This window comes from Nostoc sp. PCC 7524 (assembly GCF_000316645.1).
In the GTDB taxonomy this organism is placed as follows: Bacteria; Cyanobacteriota; Cyanobacteriia; order Cyanobacteriales; family Nostocaceae; genus Trichormus.
In genome coordinates this window covers 4,049,967-4,067,454 of record NC_019684.1, presented here as the reverse complement: position 1 = coordinate 4,067,454, position 17,488 = coordinate 4,049,967, and the positions used below count along the sequence as shown (strand labels likewise).

General features: G+C 40.2%; 21 protein-coding genes. 10 read left to right on the top strand and 11 right to left on the bottom strand.

The features are described 5' to 3' along the window. Positions 1-17: 17 nt before the first annotated feature. From NOS7524_RS31000 to NOS7524_RS16135, 5 genes are all read right to left on the bottom strand, one after another. The gene (locus NOS7524_RS31000) at positions 18-641 is read right to left on the bottom strand and encodes an IS110 family transposase (protein ID WP_268742009.1); all 624 of its coding nucleotides are present in this window, start codon (positions 639-641) and stop codon (positions 18-20) included. Beyond that, complete coding sequence (locus NOS7524_RS30995) at positions 641-1,252, bottom strand: IS110 family transposase (protein ID WP_216087495.1); 612 nt, start codon at positions 1,250-1,252, stop codon at positions 641-643. Before NOS7524_RS30995 ends, NOS7524_RS31000 begins: the two co-directional genes overlap by 1 nt. 424 nt (positions 1,253-1,676) lie before the next feature. After that, complete coding sequence (locus NOS7524_RS16145; protein ID WP_015139552.1) at positions 1,677-2,201, bottom strand: GrpB family protein; 525 nt, start codon at positions 2,199-2,201, stop codon at positions 1,677-1,679. Positions 2,202-2,349: 148 nt separating this feature from the next. Beyond that, entirely contained in the window at positions 2,350-3,558 is a 1,209-nt protein-coding gene (locus NOS7524_RS16140; RefSeq protein ID WP_015139551.1) for a NupC/NupG family nucleoside CNT transporter, read from the bottom strand. 336 nt (positions 3,559-3,894) lie between these two features. Then, positions 3,895-5,292, bottom strand: a complete 1,398-nt coding sequence (locus NOS7524_RS16135) for an amidohydrolase (RefSeq protein ID WP_015139550.1) — start codon at positions 5,290-5,292, stop codon at positions 3,895-3,897. An 81-nt stretch (positions 5,293-5,373) separates the two neighbouring features. Between NOS7524_RS16135 and NOS7524_RS16130 the strand changes: the two genes are divergently transcribed. The 9 genes from NOS7524_RS16130 (at position 5,374) to ftnA (ending at position 11,362) form a co-directional block, all read left to right on the top strand. Next, positions 5,374-6,165 (top strand): cysteine hydrolase family protein, encoded by a 792-nt coding sequence (locus tag NOS7524_RS16130; RefSeq protein WP_015139549.1) that lies wholly within the window; start codon positions 5,374-5,376, stop codon positions 6,163-6,165. Between the two features lie 3 nt (positions 6,166-6,168). Continuing rightward, positions 6,169-6,606 (top strand): cupin domain-containing protein, encoded by a 438-nt coding sequence (locus NOS7524_RS16125; RefSeq protein WP_015139548.1) that lies wholly within the window; start codon positions 6,169-6,171, stop codon positions 6,604-6,606. A 57-nt stretch (positions 6,607-6,663) separates the two neighbouring features. Beyond that, positions 6,664-7,161, top strand: coding sequence for a molybdenum cofactor biosynthesis protein MoaE (locus tag NOS7524_RS16120; protein WP_015139547.1), 498 nt, complete (start codon positions 6,664-6,666; stop codon positions 7,159-7,161). Positions 7,162-7,381: 220 nt separating this feature from the next. Further along, a complete protein-coding gene (locus NOS7524_RS16115; RefSeq protein WP_015139546.1) occupies positions 7,382-7,621 on the top strand; it encodes a hypothetical protein in 240 nt (79 codons plus the stop codon). Next, the gene (locus NOS7524_RS16110; protein ID WP_015139545.1) at positions 7,618-8,031 is read left to right on the top strand and encodes a putative toxin-antitoxin system toxin component, PIN family; all 414 of its coding nucleotides are present in this window, start codon (positions 7,618-7,620) and stop codon (positions 8,029-8,031) included. Before NOS7524_RS16115 ends, NOS7524_RS16110 begins: the two co-directional genes overlap by 4 nt. A 235-nt stretch (positions 8,032-8,266) precedes the next feature. Next, complete coding sequence (locus NOS7524_RS16105; protein WP_235622355.1) at positions 8,267-8,800, top strand: FeoB small GTPase domain-containing protein; 534 nt, start codon at positions 8,267-8,269, stop codon at positions 8,798-8,800. A gap of 24 nt (positions 8,801-8,824) precedes the next feature. Continuing rightward, complete coding sequence (locus NOS7524_RS16100; protein WP_235622354.1) at positions 8,825-10,339, top strand: ferrous iron transporter B; 1,515 nt, start codon at positions 8,825-8,827, stop codon at positions 10,337-10,339. 1 nt (position 10,340) lies between these two features. Continuing rightward, positions 10,341-10,562, top strand: coding sequence for a FeoA family protein (locus tag NOS7524_RS16095; RefSeq protein ID WP_015139542.1), 222 nt, complete (start codon positions 10,341-10,343; stop codon positions 10,560-10,562). A 245-nt stretch (positions 10,563-10,807) separates the two neighbouring features. Then, positions 10,808-11,362 (top strand): non-heme ferritin, encoded by a 555-nt coding sequence (gene ftnA, locus NOS7524_RS16090; RefSeq protein ID WP_216087494.1) that lies wholly within the window; start codon positions 10,808-10,810, stop codon positions 11,360-11,362. Between the two features lie 133 nt (positions 11,363-11,495). Here the strand turns inward: ftnA and NOS7524_RS16085 are convergent, their stop codons facing one another. The 3 genes from NOS7524_RS16085 to NOS7524_RS16075 form a co-directional block, all read right to left on the bottom strand. Next, the gene (locus tag NOS7524_RS16085) at positions 11,496-12,275 is read right to left on the bottom strand and encodes an exosortase-dependent surface protein XDP2 (protein WP_041555360.1); all 780 of its coding nucleotides are present in this window, start codon (positions 12,273-12,275) and stop codon (positions 11,496-11,498) included. A gap of 418 nt (positions 12,276-12,693) precedes the next feature. Continuing rightward, positions 12,694-13,485 carry a WD40 repeat domain-containing protein gene (locus NOS7524_RS16080; protein WP_015139539.1) on the bottom strand — a complete coding sequence of 264 codons (792 nt, stop codon included), beginning with the start codon at positions 13,483-13,485 and terminating at the stop codon, positions 12,694-12,696. Continuing rightward, positions 13,486-14,853 carry an IS4 family transposase gene (locus NOS7524_RS16075; protein ID WP_041555549.1) on the bottom strand — a complete coding sequence of 456 codons (1,368 nt, stop codon included), beginning with the start codon at positions 14,851-14,853 and terminating at the stop codon, positions 13,486-13,488. It lies immediately after the preceding gene. A gap of 45 nt (positions 14,854-14,898) precedes the next feature. Here NOS7524_RS16075 and NOS7524_RS30120 point away from each other — a divergent pair, with 45 nt between their 5' ends. After that, the gene (locus NOS7524_RS30120) at positions 14,899-15,036 is read left to right on the top strand and encodes a hypothetical protein (RefSeq protein WP_171815344.1); all 138 of its coding nucleotides are present in this window, start codon (positions 14,899-14,901) and stop codon (positions 15,034-15,036) included. 6 nt (positions 15,037-15,042) lie between these two features. On the opposite strand, the gene NOS7524_RS16070 is transcribed toward NOS7524_RS30120, so the two are convergent. From NOS7524_RS16070 to NOS7524_RS16060, 3 genes are all read right to left on the bottom strand, one after another. Beyond that, a complete protein-coding gene (locus NOS7524_RS16070) occupies positions 15,043-16,653 on the bottom strand; it encodes a WD domain, G-beta repeat-containing protein (protein ID WP_015139538.1) in 1,611 nt (536 codons plus the stop codon). A gap of 211 nt (positions 16,654-16,864) precedes the next feature. Next, positions 16,865-17,101, bottom strand: coding sequence for a DUF7219 family protein (locus tag NOS7524_RS16065; protein WP_015139537.1), 237 nt, complete (start codon positions 17,099-17,101; stop codon positions 16,865-16,867). Positions 17,102-17,195: 94 nt separating this feature from the next. Further along, positions 17,196-17,480, bottom strand: coding sequence for a hypothetical protein (locus NOS7524_RS16060; RefSeq protein WP_015139536.1), 285 nt, complete (start codon positions 17,478-17,480; stop codon positions 17,196-17,198). Positions 17,481-17,488: the final 8 nt, after the last annotated feature.

Here is a 17,488-nt window from a genome sequence, read left to right as displayed (position 1 = left end):
AAATATTGATTACAGGTTTAAATTGCGACCGGAACAGGTTCAACACTAACTTGATAACCAAGTTTTTCTAGGCGTTTAATCAAACGTTTCTTGACACTTACATGTCGATGTTTGTCGAAATAATCAGCTCCTAAATCTTTATAAGGTTCTTGACGTGATATGAGATGGTAAGCGATCGTTAAAATAGAATGTGCAACAGCAACCGCAGCGCGTTTTTTTCCGCGTCGTGCCGACAGACGACGAAACTGTGCAGCAAGGTAAGTTTTAGTTCGAGCCAAAGCATGGGCAGCTTGAACCAAAATAGTTCGTAAAACTCGATTACCTTTGCGAGTGCCGTCACAAAGCTTCTTACCGCCACTTTCATAGTTTCCAGGGGCAACCCCAGCCCAAGCAGCCAAATGTTCGGCACTTGGGAAGCGACTCATATCCGTGCCAATTTCCGAGACAATGATCTCAGCAGTTCGACGAGCAACACCAGGTATGGTGTCAACTAACTCAACCGCTTGGTCGAAAGGGCGGCAATATTCCTCAATTTGTTGGTCAAAACATTTAATTGTTTCGTCTATGCTATCAATTTGACACAGTAGCTGTGCAAGAATGAATCGTTGATGAGGACGAACTCTACCCTCAAGTGCTTGAATCAGTAAATCGTGCTTTTTCGCATGGTTCCTTTTGCCAAGTCCGCCATCAGTTCAGGACTAGCGCTACCTTCAACAATCGCAGCTAGCATTGCTCGTCCTGACACACCCATTACGTCACTGGCAACTGAGGCAAGTTTGATATTAGCAGCTTCCAGCACTTTTTGGACTCGATTCACTAAGTTAACTCTTTCGCGAATAAAATTGCTACGATGACGAGTTAAATCGCGCAAATCTCTTTGCTCCACAGGGGGAATAAAACTCGCACGTAACAACCCATGTTGTAGTAGTTCGGCAATCCACTGCGAATCTTTGATGTCTGTTTTGCGTCCTGGCACCGCTTTTATATGACGGGCATTAACTAACATAACTTCAAAGTTTCCTTCTAGGATATTAAATACAGGTCGCCAGTACTCTCCAGTACTCTCCATTGCTACATGAGTACAATTGTGACTTGTTAACCAGTCAGAAAGTTTTAACAAGTCCTGAGTCATTGTAGTGAATGTGCGTATTTCCTTGTGCCATCCGGACGAAGACTTCGGGGTAATTACACAAGCTACCACCGTCTTTTTGTGTACATCTAGTCCTGCACAACGATTGTAGACTACCTGCATATCTCTTGAGCTACTACAACTTTCAAAATTGATAGGGGGCTAATACGTGGATATCTAAATAGTAGATTCTGACTTGCGTGCTCACTAAAACCAAAAAATTGCTCAGTGGCGACAATTGGTAATTCCTCTCGATATCCAGGTTAGACTGCCCTTCAGGCTCTGATGCTCTAATAAGGAAACAACCTCGCTTGTATCAGCCTTATCTTGGAAGTTACCACATTTTCATTCATGGTGATGAAATTTTTTCATTGGGACTGCCCTCTGCCCTCTGCCTTCTGCCTTCTTAAAGTGAAACTTGCTTCATCGGGACTGCCTTGGAAGAGTTTCCCAGTTGGTTCGCGTAGCGTCTCGTAGAGAAGCAAGTGGCGTGGCAAATCTCCTGTAGCGTCAGTTCCCGTATGCCCTACTGTACTGAGTCCTCATCTCAAAGCCACTCTAATGCTTTCCTCTCCATCTCTTGAATAAACCCATCCTTGCCATCCATATACCCCTCAATATCATCAGGATATTTCTTGGCGAGTTCGCGCTTGAGTTCACTATATTTTTGCGCGTCTTCAACATGAGCAATCATGTAATCTCGAAATGCTAAGTGACGTTTTATATCTGCTGAACCCACTGCAAATGTGTGAATATGATGTGTTCTTACACCTGCTTTATTGTGCTTGCGGAAATAACGGCGGCCTGGTATTCCATACTCACCCATCACTTCGTAACCCAATGCCTCTATTGCTGAACTCTGCTCATCAACTTTCGTAATCTCTTTCACCTCAACTAAAATATCAATAATCGGCTTGGCATAAATTTGGGGGATGGCTGTACTGCCGATATGATGTACAGCAACTAGATTTTCCCTCAGTGCAAGTGCAATCTGCTGCGACTCACTAGCAAATTCGCTACGCCAGTTTGGATTATGTGGAACAACCTCTACTTTAAAAACATTTACTGTCATTGATATGGCTCCTAACAGTCATGTAGGTGAGATGAAACCCTGATTATGATAAATGTAAATATTAATTAATGGGATTGAGTTTAGTTTACTCAGTCCTACTCAGGCGATCACAATCATTGCCCTCAAGTTGGGAGTTTCACACCATCAACTAGATTAATATCCCAGCAATACAAGCGGTAATAAAACTTGCTAGTAATCCCCCAATCATTGTTCTCACGCCCATACGCGCTAAATCATGTTGGCGTTGGGGAGCCATCCCGGTAATACCGCCAATCGTAATACCAATAGAACCTATATTAGCAAAATTACATAAAGCATAAGTGGCAATAATTACTCCTCGTTGAGAAATTTTTTGACTTTTAATCAGTTCTCCTAAATCTAAATAAGCCAAAAACTCATTGAGGATTGTCTTCTTACCTAATAAAGCCCCAACTTGCCCACAATCAGCCCAAGGTACACCCATTAAAAATGCCACAGGAGCCATCACAAAAGATAAAATCCACTCTAAGGATAGCTGTGGTAAACCAATATACCCTCCCAACCATCTGAGTAAAGCATTGGCACAAGCCAGTAATCCTAAAAAGGCAATAATCATCACCCCAACATTAACTGCTAGCTTTACACCGTCAATGGCTCCACTGGTAGCAGCGTCAATGACGTTAACATAAGTATTTTCTACATCCATGTTGGCATTACCACCTGTTTCAGATACTTCCGTTTCCGGGTACATCAGCTTTGATACCACTAAGGAAGTCGGCGCAGTCATAAAAAAGGCTGCAATTAAGTGTTCTGGGGGGATACCAAAGGAAAGATAAGCACCTAAAACCCCCCCGGCGATGGTGGCAAAGCCGCCAGTCATTACCGCATGGAGTTCCGATTGAGTCATTTTTGCTACATATGGCTTAACCATTAATGCGGCTTCTGTCGGCCCCAAAAAAATATTACCGGCACAAGATAAAGACTCAGAGCCAGATGTTTTCATTGTCTTCATCATTACCCATGCCAACCCATACACTACCCGTTGCAAAATGCCGTAGTAGTATAAAACACTAATGAAAGCAGAAAAAAAGATAATCGTAGGCAGCACCTGAAAAGCAAATAAATGCTCCTTAAAATTATCTCCAAACACAAATTTTGCTCCTTCATCAGAAAAAGCTAAAAAACTGCTAACAATATCCCCCAACGACTTAAAAATATTTAATCCCCAAGGTGTTTTCAGAATCACCAAGGCAAAAACGAACTCCAATCCCAGCCCCCAAGCGATGGTTCGCCAACGCACAGCCTCACGTTTAACCGAGATGGCGTAAGATATACCAATAAACACGAGAATGCCTAATAGAGAAATAGCGCGTTCCATATGTACTCCCTCATGACCGTTAAGATATTTGGTCACAAAGCATACACAATAATCTGCCAAATTTCCAACGCCGAGGCTCAATATATGGCAGAAGGCAATAGGCAATAGGCAATAGTAAGATCCATGCCATGAATGAGTTTGAGCTTTTAGTCGTGTCCTAATCGCCCTGTCTACAGCTATACAAGGGTGCGGCAAGGCTAAAGTAGTGCAAAAATAAGTTATTGTGGTGTGGACATCTTGCCCGCACTGGACGGGCTAGAAGCCCATCCCACAAGAGAGTTTTATTGCAACATTTAAGGCTTGCCACGCCACTACTAACTGCGTCCCTGAAGCGTTTTACAAACCCATAATCTGACGATAATGAGTTTCTATTTGCGCTACTGTTTGGGATTGGCGCTTGGTTTCCCACTGGCTGCGGTTAAATAATTCTTGTCGCAGTTCATCTACGTTAATAGTAGTAACTTTACCATTGGCAATAATTTGTTTGCCATACACCCAAGCACTATCTACTACATTGGTGGGACGACCTAATACTAATAAACCGATGGGGTCTGTCCGGGGTAATAATGATAAGTTAGTCAGGTCATAAAGTACCAAATCAGCTTGTTTACCAACTGTGAGGGAACCGATTTGATCTGCCATATTTAACCCCTTGGCACCGCCTAATGATGCCATTTCTACGGCTTTTCGGGGTGTAATCCAGTAGCGATAATCTAAATCTGTAACGTTGTGTAAAATAGAGCCAATTTTGACGGCTTCTAACAAGTCTTGAGAGTCATTACTGGAAGCGCCATCACAACCAAAAGTAACATTTACGCCAGCTTGCTGATATTTTAAAATCGGAGCGATGCCGCTACCTAAGCGCAGATTACTGAGGGGATTGTGTACAACTGTTGATTGAGTTTCTGCCAGGATAGCAATATCTGCATCATTTAACCAGACACAATGAGCTAAGGAAGTGCGATCGCTCAAGTAACCAATTTGTTTTAGATGGGTGACAGCACTACAACCGTATTTTTCTTGGGCGAGTAGGGCTTGGGCTTTGGTTTCCAGTAAATGAGAGTGACGACAAATATGATAGCGATCGCTTAAGTCAATACACCCCTCAAATAAAGCATCGGTACACAACTGAATTCCTGTTGGTGCTACTAAAAGACTCACACCCTCATCGGGACGGTGGAACTGTTTAATTGCTGCTTCAATGATTTCGAGGGTGGCGGCAGTGGAACGAAAAAATGGTTCATGGGTTGGGTTTGATTCCCCGGCAGGTATCCCAGCCGTCAGGGATTCATCTTGAATGAGAGGGGCGATAAAAGCTCGTATCCCGATTTCTTGATAGGCGCGTACCGCACAAGCGATGGTTTCTAACTCTTGTCCCGGAATTAACACCAAATGATCTACAACACTTGTACCACCAGATAACAGGGTTTCCACCGCCGTACCCAATGCACTCAAATAAACTTGTTCAGTATCTAGGGGAGCAAAATCATATAAGTGTGCTAGCCATAATTCTAGGGGTAAAGGTGGAATCACACCCCGTTGCCATTTTTCGGAAGAATGGGTGTGAGCATTGATAAAACCCGGTAGTAAAAGTTTATGTTTACCATCAATGGCTGTACCAACGGTAGCTAAATTGGGAGCTATGGCGGCAATTTTACCATCTACAATCTGTACATCTGTAGTGGTATAACCCTCATCGGTAGCAATCAAAACATTTTGGATTGTAAAACCCATGATTTTAACCTTAATTAAGTAATTAAACGCTCAATATAATTTCAAGGTACAAAATAGTAATTGTGTTGGGTATAGAAATTTATGAATCAGTCTTTGCGGACATTGGGAGTTAGGCCAAATGCGTGGATGGTGAATCAGGCGATCGCAGATATCACACGTCCTCAAAAGAATCCACAGACTGTGATTTTACCAACAGAAACTAAAACACTGCGCCTTGACTTAGCAAAATCTGCCATCCTCGTCATAGATATGCAAAATGATTTCTGTCATCCTGATGGGTGGTTGGCGCATATCGGCGTAGATGTCACTCCAGCCCGCAAACCTATCGAACCTTTAAATAGTTTACTACCAGAACTGCGTGCTGTTAACGTGCCTGTAATTTGGCTAAATTGGGGTAATCGTCCCGATTTACTCAATATTAGTGCTGGTTTACGTCATGTCTACAACCCCACAGGAGAAGGTATAGGCTTGGGCGATCCATTACCAAAAAACGGTGCTAAGGTACTAATGGCAGGTAGTTGGGCGGCGGCTGTTGTAGACGAACTCCCACAGTTACCAGAAGATATCCGTGTGGATAAGTACCGCATGAGTGGCTTTTGGGATACAGCTTTAGATAGTATCCTGCGAAACTTGGGCATAACTTCATTATTTTTTACTGGTGTCAACGCTGATCAATGTGTATTAACTACGTTATGTGATGCTAATTTCCTAGGGTACGATTGTATTTTAATTAAAGACTGCACTGCTACAACATCTCCTGATTACTGTTGGCTAGCGACCTTGTATAACGTCAAACAATGTTTTGGTTTTGTTACAGATTCGTCAGCGATTTTAACAGCCCTAAATCATCCTGAAGCAACAGGAGGGGAATAGTCAATGTATGCTACTCGTTGTGTAATTCCTATTATTAAATCTCCCAAAGATTATCAAGTTTACCGCATCAGTCCCCACGATACCAATCGGTTAGCAATTATCTTTGATTCCACAAATGCTAATACTTCTCTAACGTGCTGCGTAGAAATTTTTGATATTGGCGGACAAACCCCACCAAATCGCCATCAATGGGCAGTAGAAATGTTTTTCGTCCTCAAAGGTGAAGGTGTAGCAATTTGTGATGGAAAGAAAGTACCAATTGCTGCTGGAGATAGTTTATTAGTACCTCCAACTGGCACTCATTTGATTAAAAATATAGGTTCAACACGCTTATATACTTTGACAATTATGGTTCCCAATGAAGATTTTTCGGAATTAATTCGTAGTGGTACGCCAATGGAATTAGATGCAGAAGATATGGCAGTATTAGGAAGAATATAAGCTGATAAATAGCAACGGCTGACTGTCTTCTGCCCTACTCCCTAATCCCTACTCCCTATGAATTCAATTGTGCAAAATCAATCTACTATTGCCATTAAACCAAGAGTTGAAGATAGCTTTGCCATTACCTTTGCACCATTATCTCTTGAAGAAATCTACGCCAAAGCTGACGACCCAGGCAATGGTGCAATTGTAGTGATGAGTGGTATGGTTCGTAATCAAACTGATGGTAAACCTGTAGTCTCTCTAGAATACCAAGCATACGAACCAATGGCGTTACAAGTATTTTATCAAATTGCTGCTGATATTCGCGTTATATGGACTGATGTCAAACGGGTGGTAATTCACCACCGTATCGGACGCTTGCAGATTGGAGAGATTAGCGTTTTAGTGGCAGTAGGTTGTCCTCATCGTAGTGAAGCGTTTGAGGCTTGTCGTTATGCTATTGATACCCTCAAACACAATGCACCTATTTGGAAAAAGGAACACTGGCAAGATGGCTCTAGCACCTGGGTAAGTATTGGTGCTTGTGAACAGTCAGGAGAAAATTGTTAAGAAGGAATAAGCGATCGCATATGCTCGTGTTTTGTCTAGGGAGCAAGCTAAAAACTCATCTGTTATGTGGGGGTTGCGGAACGAGTAGTAGAAAATTTTGACTTTACAGAGAAATTGAAGTTTTGAATACAGAAGCGAGGATGTTAGAGGAGAGAATTGCTGAGAATGTGGCGAAGTTGTTAGAACAAGGGTAGATCAAAGTTAAGTAACAGGATAAATCATGAACGCTTATAAAACCTACGTCACCATTGCAGATCCAAAACAGTTAGTATTATCTGATTTACCATTTCAACCAGGACAGAAAGTTGAGGTGATTATTTTAGCTGAGGATAATCAAAGGGCTACTTTAGCAGCAGAATTAAAAAAGTTATTCAAAGAAATACAAGCGACACACGCAGATCATCCCTTGACTGAGGAAGAGATAGCAGCAGAAATTGAAGCATATAGGCGAGGGGAATGAAGGTTATTATTGATACTAACATCCTAGTCTCTGCTGCTATAGCTGATAAAAATCCAGAGGCAGTAATTTTATTTGTGGTTGCTAATTCGGATTTTGAGTGGGTTGTCTCAGCAGAGATTCTAGCAGAGTATAAGGAAGTTTTAAAGCGTCCTCGTTTAAAGTTAACTGAGGCACAATACCAAAGATGGGTTTATTTAATTGATTCTGTAACAACACTAATTAATGTAAATATGGAGGTTGATTTTCCTAGAGATAGGAAAGATGCCAAATTTTTAGCTTGTGCTATTGCCGCAGAGGCAGATTTTTTTATTACAGGTGATGCTGATTTTAATGAAGCGCAAACTCTGTTGAATACAACGATTATTTCTCTGTCTTTATTTAAAAGATTAGTTTGTGATGTGAGTAAATAGTCAGGAGAAAATTGTTAAGAAGGAATAAGCGATCGCCTCGTACAGTTGTTTGATAGAGACTGCTTTTGGGAATTAGGTATATTTCCTCACAAGATCCTCACATTTTAATTTGAGAATAAGTTGCAGTAAAGCTCAACAATAATTTTCTATGGAATGCCACAAATGTCAATCACAGGGAAAATCTTGTGGAAAGAAATCGCGCGGATTGCCATTTTTTCGTAAAAGAAAGCAGTCTTTGGATAGAGAAGTTTTTTCTAGTTCCCCCATTGCCCTGGTAGGAATGCCCAATGTGGGTAAGAGTGTACTTTTTAATGCTTTAACAGGAATTTATGTCACTGTTTCTAACTACCCCGGTACAACTGTAGAGGTGAGTCGGGGATTAGTACAGATAGGTGAGCAAAGCATAACAGTGATTGATACACCGGGGATGTATTCACTGCTGCCCATCACTGAAGAAGAAAAGGTTGCCAGAGATTTATTGTTAGTTGAACCTGTAGCAGCTGTAATTCATGTCGTAGATGCCAAAAACTTGGGAAGAATGCTGCCTCTTACCTTTCAACTGATCGAGGCTGAACTGCCGGTTATACTCGCCGTCAACATGATGGATGAAGCGCATCGTTGGGGATTGGATTTGCGACAAGACACCCTGGAGATGGAGTTGGGAATTCCAGTAGTTTGCATGGCCGCGGCTTTGAACCAAGGTATAGATGAATTGAAACACAGGATTGCGCCATTCCTGCCAGTTCAGGCTGCCATGATCATGGCTTGAGAGGTGACAGGTTACAGGTGACGGGTGACAGGTTACAGTCAACAATCAAAAATCAATAATCAACAGTCAAAGGCCATGATTAGCCAAGTTATTTATCCAGAACCGATTGAAGCTGCGATCGCACAACTCGAATCGTGGTGGCAAACATTAGGCAATCGCTATTTATTTAATAAATACTCGCTCTCACCCCGGAGTCTAGCTTTATTACTATTACAGAAAGACCCAGGACTATGGCAAACCTTACAACAGGATCAAGAACAGTGCCGTCATCTGGAAGTATTAATTACCGTCACGCAAAATCAACTCAGACAACCTATTGGATTGGCGATCGCCAATACTCGTCAAAGTCAGTCTCATGCTATAGAAAGAGCAGTTTTACAGGAAACGAGACAGGCGCGATCGTCACTCACCGATATACTGCACAAACTCACTGTCAACCCCATTACAGGATTTCCCATCCTTGTCGTCATCCTTTACTACGGAGTTTACAAATTTGTCGGTGAATTTGGCGCAGGGGAATTAGTTGATCACATCGAAACCTTTTTTGAGGAGCAAATTAACCCAGTAGTCAACCAAATTACCGCTCAAGTCATCCCCTGGCAACCAATTCAAGACTTGATTGCTCACGATTATGGCATCATCACCTTGGGAATTCGCTACGCTACAGCGATTGTATTACCTGTAGTTGCCACTTACTTCTTGATGTTCTCGTTACTAGAAGATAGCGGCTATCTCCCACGCCTGTCTTTAATGCTTGATCGCTTATTTAAATCTGTAGGCTTATCTGGACGAGCAGTCATTCCAAGGGTATTGGGTTTAGGCTGTGACACAATGGCAACGATTGTCACCCGCACCTTAGAAACCAAACGTGAACGATTAATTGCCACCTTTTTACTCTCTCTCGCCATTCCCTGTGCAGCACAGTGGGGTGTGATTGTGGGATTACTAGCGCAAAAACCAGCCGCCTTACTGTTTTGGGGAGGGTTTATTTCTGCAATCTTTATAGTAGTTGGCTATCTCACCGCCAAATTATTACCCGGTACTTCTGGCAGATTCTACATGGAAGTTCCACCTTTACGTCTGCCTAAATTGCAGAACGTCCTGATTAAAACCTGGGTGCGGATGAAGTGGTATTTTCTGGAAGTCTTACCCTTGTTTATTTGGGCTTCAGTCTTGATTTGGGCAGGACGATTAACCGGATTATTTGATGCGATTATCCGGGCAATTGAACCTATCACCTTGGCGTTAGGAATGCCAGCACAAGCAGCACCAATATTCCTTTATGGCTTCTTTAGAAGAGATTATGGTGCAGCCGGATTGTTTGATTTGCAGCAACAAGGAACCCTCACAGGTAATCAGCTAGTGGTGGCGGCAATTGTCTTGACGTTATTTCTACCCTGCATTGCCCAATTGCAAATGCTGATTAAAGAACGGGGAACTAAAACTACTGTAGCGATCGTACTGTTTATTTTCCCCTTCGCTTTCCTGATGGGATATCTTGTCAACCTCGGCTTAACCTTATTTGGAGTCAACTTTTAATATGAACGCCTTATCAACAGTCAAAATCGGGCAACCGCAAACCGTAGTTTGTTTGCAAACTCAAGATGATGCAATTTTACAAAAGCTGATGGCATTCGGCATATTACCAGGCAGTAACTTAGTGCTGGAACAACGCTTTCCATCCTACATCATCATGGTTGGCAGAACCCGCACCGCCTTGGATCGGGAAACAGCCCAAACTATTTTTGTGGAATCGCGTTGAGTCTTGTCTAGAGATTGGGGACTGGGGATTGGGTTCAAGGCAATAGAAAATAATATTTTTGAATTTTGACAGTTTTTGGGGGAAGGTTCAAGCCCCAACGCCAGTTCTCTTAAGTCGGGAAACCCGCCCACGAGACTAGCTCCCCCTTGTGGGTGGCTTTTTCCTCCTTCTGCCTCCTGCCTCCTGCCTCCTGCCTTCTGCCTTCGATTGACTGTTTATGCCCAATCCAAAATCAAAAATTCAAAATGGTACTACAAGGAGTCAGAAATATGCTATCTCAAGCAATGATTGATCGGTTGAATCAACAAATCAACTTGGAAATGTATTCTTCCCATCTTTATCTACAAATGAGTTCTTGGTGTGCCTACAAAGCTTTAGATGGATGTGCTACATTTCTGAGTCAACACGCCGATGAAGAGATGATGCACATGCGCCGCTTGCTCAATTATTTGCATGAAACCGGCTCATTAGCGGTAATTACTGGAATGCAAGCTCCACCTAGTCATTTCACTTCTTTGAGGGAACTGTTTGAACAAATCTATGAGCATGAACAGTCCATTACTCATAAGATTAATGATTTGGTACATTTAGCGAATACAGAACCAGATTATTCTACCCTACAATTTTTGCAATGGTATGTTGCAGAACAACACCAAGAAGAATATTTGTTTAAAGGGATTCTCGACAAAATTAACCTGATTGGCACGGAAGGACAGGGTATATTTTTTATTGACCGAGAACTCGCCAGTCTAGCAGCTACCAAAGGCAAAGAAGCAACTTCCATAACTGCATCTGCATGAAGATAAAGAAGTTCTTAGTATGCCTAGATCATAATTTGCACAAAAAGTTCCCGGATCTCATTGAGAAATCCGGGTTCTAAGCATGAATATTTTCACAGTTCAAATAGAATTTCTATACTTACTATGGAGCTTATTAACATCTCTTAGTAGTTTGGTGGCGACGAGATAAAGTAAACATTCCACCCATTAGAGCAAGTCCTAGTAAGCTAGTTGGCTCAGGTACACTTTGTGCCGCAGCTCCCACAACTTTGAAATCGGGACCACTAAACTTGCTCTCAGCTTTTACTTGAATACGGCTAATGGAACCCGAAAGACCTAAATCTGCCAGGCTAACACCCCAAGAGCCAACTGTTTGAGCGCCACCAATTTCTGTAGTGTCGATTTTATAACCTGCATCCTTAGAATTAGCCCGAAGCAGAGTTATGGAATTACCAATCATATTGCCAGTAGAATCAAGAGCTTGAACTGTTAAGTCACTATTCCTTCCTCGTTCCCAGAAAAACAATTTATCTAATGCTTTATTGAATTCTAAGTTAATAGTAAATGAACCACTATCTTCAGTATCGATGATGTTGTTGAGATTGAGATTTCCTAATGCAGCAGCTATGTCATTATTACTAGGATTTTCAGCTTTTACACCTTGGGCATTGTCTCCTCTATCAGCACTGGCTGCACCAGTATTGCCTCCTGTATGCTTGTCATTATGGATGATCTGAGCTTGATTAACTAAAGCAAAGTCTTTGATTATGGTTCCATCATTCAGCTTTACTGATTGCAACCAAATATCATCTTTAGGATTGTTGTTGTAAGTGGAATTAGTTGTAAATGTAAAAGCTTGTGCAGGAGCAGACCATAAAGCTAAAAGACTAGCACCCATTAACCCAGCAAAAACAGAAACTTTTTGACGTTTCATGACTCTCAAGATATATAACAATTTTGCTGAATCAATCATGTCACAAGCAAAATATAGTTGACAGACGGTTTACCATAAATTATTTTCCAGCTTTATAAATAGTGAATTTACCGTAAATGCCCTCAAGTAAATATTTTTTACAAAAATAAAAATACTGTGGTATTTACTGTTTATTGTTGATTAATTTATATATTTTTGTATGATTTTTGAACTGGATTCAGCAATTATCTATAATAGACATCTCCAAAAATTAAATATGCGTTTTCCAGAAACCTTGTAGAGACGTTCCATGGAACGTCTCTACATTCTTTTTTGGCGATGTCTAATGAATGAAAAGACAATACTATTCAGTTAACATCAAATCCAGCATAAGTTAAGATATTGGACTGCAACTCGGCATAAACCGAACCGTATTAACTCATAATTCTATGTGCCGAATTTTGATAGTTTGATCAGCACTGATACTAATGAGGAAGTTACCATCTGAACTTAAAACCACAGAATCAGCCGTTCCTGAATGTCTAGTAATTGTTTGTAGGACTTCCCCTGTAGACAACCGCCAAATTTTGAGAGTTTGATCAGCACTACCACTAATTAAGGTTTGTCCATCAGGACTTAAAACTAAAGATGTTACCTCGTCGGTATGTCCAGTTAGTGTTTGTAGTAGCTTCCCTGTGGTTAAGTGCCAAATTTTGAGAGTTTGATCAGCACTACCACTAATTAATGTTTGTCCATCAGGACTTAAGACTAAGGATTTTACCTCTCCCTCATGTCCATGAAAGATGTTTAACAAATCGCCTGTTTGGGGATTCCATAACCGAATTTTGGTATCAGCACTACCACTGACTAAAACTGTATTATTGGAGTTAATAGCAATAGCATGAACAGCAGATGTATGCCAAAGGGTAGAAATGCGCTGGCATAGCCCGCCGTAGGCATCACCTTTATGCAAATTCCAAACCTTAATTTTATGACTACCACTGGCAAAAATTTGTCCATCTCGGCTAATCACCACAACATTGACTGGTTTTTTATGTCCTAAGAGTCTGTGGATGAGTTTACCCGTTTTTAAATCCCAGATTTTGACATAACTTCTAGGATATTCATAGCTACCGACAACTAGAAAATTACCATCAGGGCTAACGGCTACTGATGAAACTTCTCCTATCTTGTCCCGAATGGCACTAAGAAAAGCCGAAACGCTGATCAATTAAGCAGTTTGCAATTGTTTACGTAATTCATGCCGGGGTTTGGTCATCAAGGGGTAAATTTTGGGGCGACGTTTACGAACTCGTGGTTCACTACGACCTGGGCGGTAGGGAACAGCCTTGTGAGGAATAACTTTGAGTAAAGTACGATAAATTTGAAGACGTTTTGTTGAATGAGCAGCTAATAATTTGGGAAGAAAGTTAATTAAATGATGGCGAGTACCTTGTAGCGATAAGCGTAAGGGAGGAGTATTATAAGTAGTTCCAGCCTGCCACATTAAGCTACGAAGTAGATTGTAAGCGAGTAAATAAACATGAATTTCTTTGCGGATCATAGAAGGAGTTTTACACCGTAGAACATCCATCCCTAATGTGGTTTTCAGATGTCTCAAATCCAATTCAACATCCCAACGTTTACCATAAAGTCCAACAACTTCTAGAGTAGAATAAGTTGCTTTATCTAAAAGAGTAGTAATCAAGCTAACTCGTTGAGTGCGAAAACCAGGAATAACGATGTAATAGTAAATCTCTCGCAAAGTTATGGTTTGAGGTAGAGCATTAAATTCATCTTTATTCAATCCTTTTGGACAACTTTTAGGCTTATGCCAAGTAACTAACTTGTCACAATCGCCAACAATTTTGCCTTTTCGCATGGTTGTTGTCCGAGATTGATGCTTGCGAAATACAGCATCACAGCCAAGTTTGGTAATAGAAACGATATCGGCGTAAGCACAAAAAGCTCTATCCCCTAAAAGTACATCATTTGGTTTGAGAAAACTGTACATTTTTCTCGCTAATTTAATATCATGAGTGTTCAAAACGTCTATGCACAGTGCAACAGCGGCTCCAGTAACTAAACTGAATATTACCCCGATTTTGGCAATTGGGAACCCACATCCTTCTTGTTGAGTGCTAGGTTGAGGATATTCTTTTTGGTTTTCTTGTGTGTCAGGCATAGATACAGTTGAGCCATCTATTACTTTCACATTTCGACCACACCATAAATTTTCTTGGTTCACTTTCTCTTCTAAGCTTTGTGCAGAGAAATTAAAAAGTTTTTCTAATAATTTTTCTGGCAACCTTGCCCTAGCTTGACAATAAGCACTTGTATCTGTTGAAGGAATTTCTACTTCTGATTCTGCCAAATGTGCAATTATTTTACTTACAGCGTTATGACAAGTTTTATCAGTATCCAAAACCTGAGATAAAAATGCCCACAACGTTATTAGCGGGTCAAATAATCGCTTTTTGTATTTAATATTTAATTCAGATATTGCTTGTCTAATTGCCGATTCTGGCAATAGTTCTTTAAAGGGTAGCCCTAAACTTTGGCTAAATTTATCCTTGAGAATTTGTACTCGTAGTGTCACAGTAGTGTTTATGATCTTGGCTTGCTCGTCTTCAAAAAGTATTTCATGAGCGAGCAAGCTTTTTCTACCGACAAAAATTTTTGGCCAACCATACATCATCTTTCTCAGAGCGATCGCCTGACTCAGGCTATTACTGCTAAATGGGCATTAAAAGCTGTAGCCCCTGAAATGTATGGCTTCTAGCTTTTCTTAGTGCCATTCTATCTTGTCCCCAAGAGTGCAGATTTGTTTACCAGTTTGCCAATTCCAGACATTGATGGTTTTATCTGCACATCCACTGACTAATATCTCTGCATTCGCACTGATGGCGATAATTGGGCTGAAATGTGCAGTTAAGGTATGGCTATAATGAGCAATTGCCTGAGTGGGTTGCTGTTTGAGATGGGCAATGATATTTAAGAGTTTTTCAACTGCTAAAATACTTTGGCGATCGCTTATAGCCTGAAAATATGCTTGCAACTTCTGCACGTATGGCTCATCTGCGATTTTGATGACTGATGCGATCGCTTCTAAAGGGTGAGAGAATTCCTGGATTGAGACTTGACGTAACTCCAACCATGTGCTTATAGAGTAATCAACTTGTGCTTGTACCCAAGTGCGATCGCTTAAATGAGATAAACTGTAGGCTAACTGTAAAGTCAACTCTGGGATCAAATCACGTCGGTTTTTGTCTAATCCTTGGTAAGCCTGTTGATAACCTGCAACAATTGTTTGTAATAACTGTAAATCTAGTTTATCTGCCGACAAACTAGGGAGCAATTCTGGTAAAAGGGGAGGTACATCATAGTTAACTAAGTAATAAACATCAGCTATCCAAGCCGCAACGAGAGAATGACAAGTAATTAATGTTGGGTAAAGTTTTTCTAAGTCTTGATGATTAGCTTGATATTTTAGAGATAGCTTACTAATATCTACACCTTCTTGTTCCCAGTGTTCAATTTTTTCTAAAACTTCCAAATTATATATATTATCTTGACCGATTTGCTGAATATCTTCGAGATTTTCTCCTAAATTTAATAGCTTATCTCTAATTTCCTTCCATGCTAATGCCCGACTTTTGACAGATTCCTGAATAATTGCTTTATATGGTAATCGAGTAATTTGTTGAGAGTGGTAATTTTCTTGTCCTATGCCCCAGTAAGCAATGCGAAAATTAAGATAATCTCCATCAATTTCTGACTCTAAGATTAAAATAGGTTCTGTTTTCAGTACATTAAATAAAGCTTTAATACTAGATTCATCGTGAAAACTTTTACTATACCAAGCTCCTGCTAAAAATTCCGTTGCTCTAATTGTACTTTGAAGAGAATAATGTTGAGTCAGAAATTTTCGTAAACCCTCAGCCAAAATTAACTCTATTTCTGAAGTTTTATTATTGAGAATATTAAATTGGTCAAGTTTAACTTGTAGAGGCACAATAAAAATTTTAAGTGGCTTGCGTTGATTATTGGTATGAGAGTCTAAAATTTGTGCAGGATATAATCTCAAAGGCCAATTATCCAGGATTTTATAAACTTCTGGTAATTTAAGTCTAGTTTCTTGTTCTTGGTTGACTACTTGTAGTTGTGTTTCACGCTGATCAACTGCTAGTTGATGTTGAACTTTTGCTGTTTCAGAATTTATAGAAAAACTTTTAGTTGCTTGAGGAGCATTGATAAATTGAGAGAATTCTTTAAGAATTTTTGGCAGTTGATAATTACTGGTAGCCAGACTATTTTCTGCTTGATTTTGTATTAAGTTCGCAACCATTGGTGCAAACTCTACCACCAATTTAGTTAGTAATTTTAATCCTTGCTCCATCAGGATATACCTGTTAAATGAATAACATAGACTTAGACAATACAGGATGTATCAGGGTGTAAGTGTTGTGTTTAGGAAACACCAAAAAATAAATTATTTCAAATAGACGGTTAGTAGGGTGCGTCCGTGCAAGAAAAACCAGATTTACCAAAAAATTATTCATACTGACGCACCCTAACAAAATTTAATTTTTCCTTCTTTAATTCACTGCTTATAGAGATTTTTTCATTTGTTTTAATTGCTTCCAAAGTTGGTGAATTTGTTTGTAGGCTTCTTCGGGAGAAATTTTTCCACCTGTTTGGAGACTACAAATATAGTTGACACGTTGAGAAAACTCTTGCAGATGGGCATTAAAAGCTACATACTCAGCATTGAATTGTCCATGATATGGATTACGAGGATAGAGAAAGTCACATAATTCAGAGAGGAAATCAGAGTTAGTATTCATGGGATTTAATCAGGAATAGGTTGAATATTTAATAATCAGATAATTGAACAGTAATAAATAACATTTCTTGCCTAGCTGAAATTGAATTTAATTATCAACTTCTCTTGCCTAACTTCCAGTTTCGACCCTTTTGGCAAGCATTACAAGCAGCAGTTTTCGGCTCAAAGTCAATACACTCAATCGCCTGCTCAGAACAAGCTTTTTTAGGATGCACCGTACATTTTAAGCGATAATCATTAGTAAAAAACTCACAATTATGACAAGGAACTTGATGTAATCTCCACAAAAAACTTATCCCTTTTTTGAGAGTCCTCCAAATACTCCAAAGCAATAAAATCATTATTGCCCATGCAGATAAGGCACAGAAAATTGTAGCCATAACTATTT

Excerpts from the sequence above, each read along its gene's own strand:
- NOS7524_RS30995 (WP_216087495.1), bottom strand. The coding sequence starts at position 1,252 with ATGCAGGTAGTCTACAATCGTTGTGCAGGACTAGATGTACACAAAAAG.
- NOS7524_RS16145 (WP_015139552.1), bottom strand. The coding sequence starts at position 2,201 with ATGACAGTAAATGTTTTTAAAGTAGAGGTTGTTCCACATAATCCAAAC.
- NOS7524_RS16140 (WP_015139551.1), bottom strand. The coding sequence starts at position 3,558 with ATGGAACGCGCTATTTCTCTATTAGGCATTCTCGTGTTTATTGGTATA.
- NOS7524_RS16135 (WP_015139550.1), bottom strand. The coding sequence starts at position 5,292 with ATGGGTTTTACAATCCAAAATGTTTTGATTGCTACCGATGAGGGTTAT.
- NOS7524_RS16130 (WP_015139549.1), top strand. The coding sequence starts at position 5,374 with ATGAATCAGTCTTTGCGGACATTGGGAGTTAGGCCAAATGCGTGGATG.
- NOS7524_RS16125 (WP_015139548.1), top strand. The coding sequence starts at position 6,169 with ATGTATGCTACTCGTTGTGTAATTCCTATTATTAAATCTCCCAAAGAT.
- NOS7524_RS16120 (WP_015139547.1), top strand. The coding sequence starts at position 6,664 with ATGAATTCAATTGTGCAAAATCAATCTACTATTGCCATTAAACCAAGA.
- NOS7524_RS16115 (WP_015139546.1), top strand. The coding sequence starts at position 7,382 with ATGAACGCTTATAAAACCTACGTCACCATTGCAGATCCAAAACAGTTA.
- NOS7524_RS16110 (WP_015139545.1), top strand. The coding sequence starts at position 7,618 with ATGAAGGTTATTATTGATACTAACATCCTAGTCTCTGCTGCTATAGCT.
- NOS7524_RS16095 (WP_015139542.1), top strand. The coding sequence starts at position 10,341 with ATGAACGCCTTATCAACAGTCAAAATCGGGCAACCGCAAACCGTAGTT.
- ftnA (WP_216087494.1), top strand. The coding sequence starts at position 10,808 with ATGGTACTACAAGGAGTCAGAAATATGCTATCTCAAGCAATGATTGAT.
- NOS7524_RS16085 (WP_041555360.1), bottom strand. The coding sequence starts at position 12,275 with ATGAAACGTCAAAAAGTTTCTGTTTTTGCTGGGTTAATGGGTGCTAGT.
- NOS7524_RS30120 (WP_171815344.1), top strand. The coding sequence starts at position 14,899 with ATGAGCGAGCAAGCTTTTTCTACCGACAAAAATTTTTGGCCAACCATA.
- NOS7524_RS16070 (WP_015139538.1), bottom strand. The coding sequence starts at position 16,653 with ATGGAGCAAGGATTAAAATTACTAACTAAATTGGTGGTAGAGTTTGCA.
- NOS7524_RS16065 (WP_015139537.1), bottom strand. The coding sequence starts at position 17,101 with ATGAATACTAACTCTGATTTCCTCTCTGAATTATGTGACTTTCTCTAT.
- NOS7524_RS16060 (WP_015139536.1), bottom strand. The coding sequence starts at position 17,480 with ATGGCTACAATTTTCTGTGCCTTATCTGCATGGGCAATAATGATTTTA.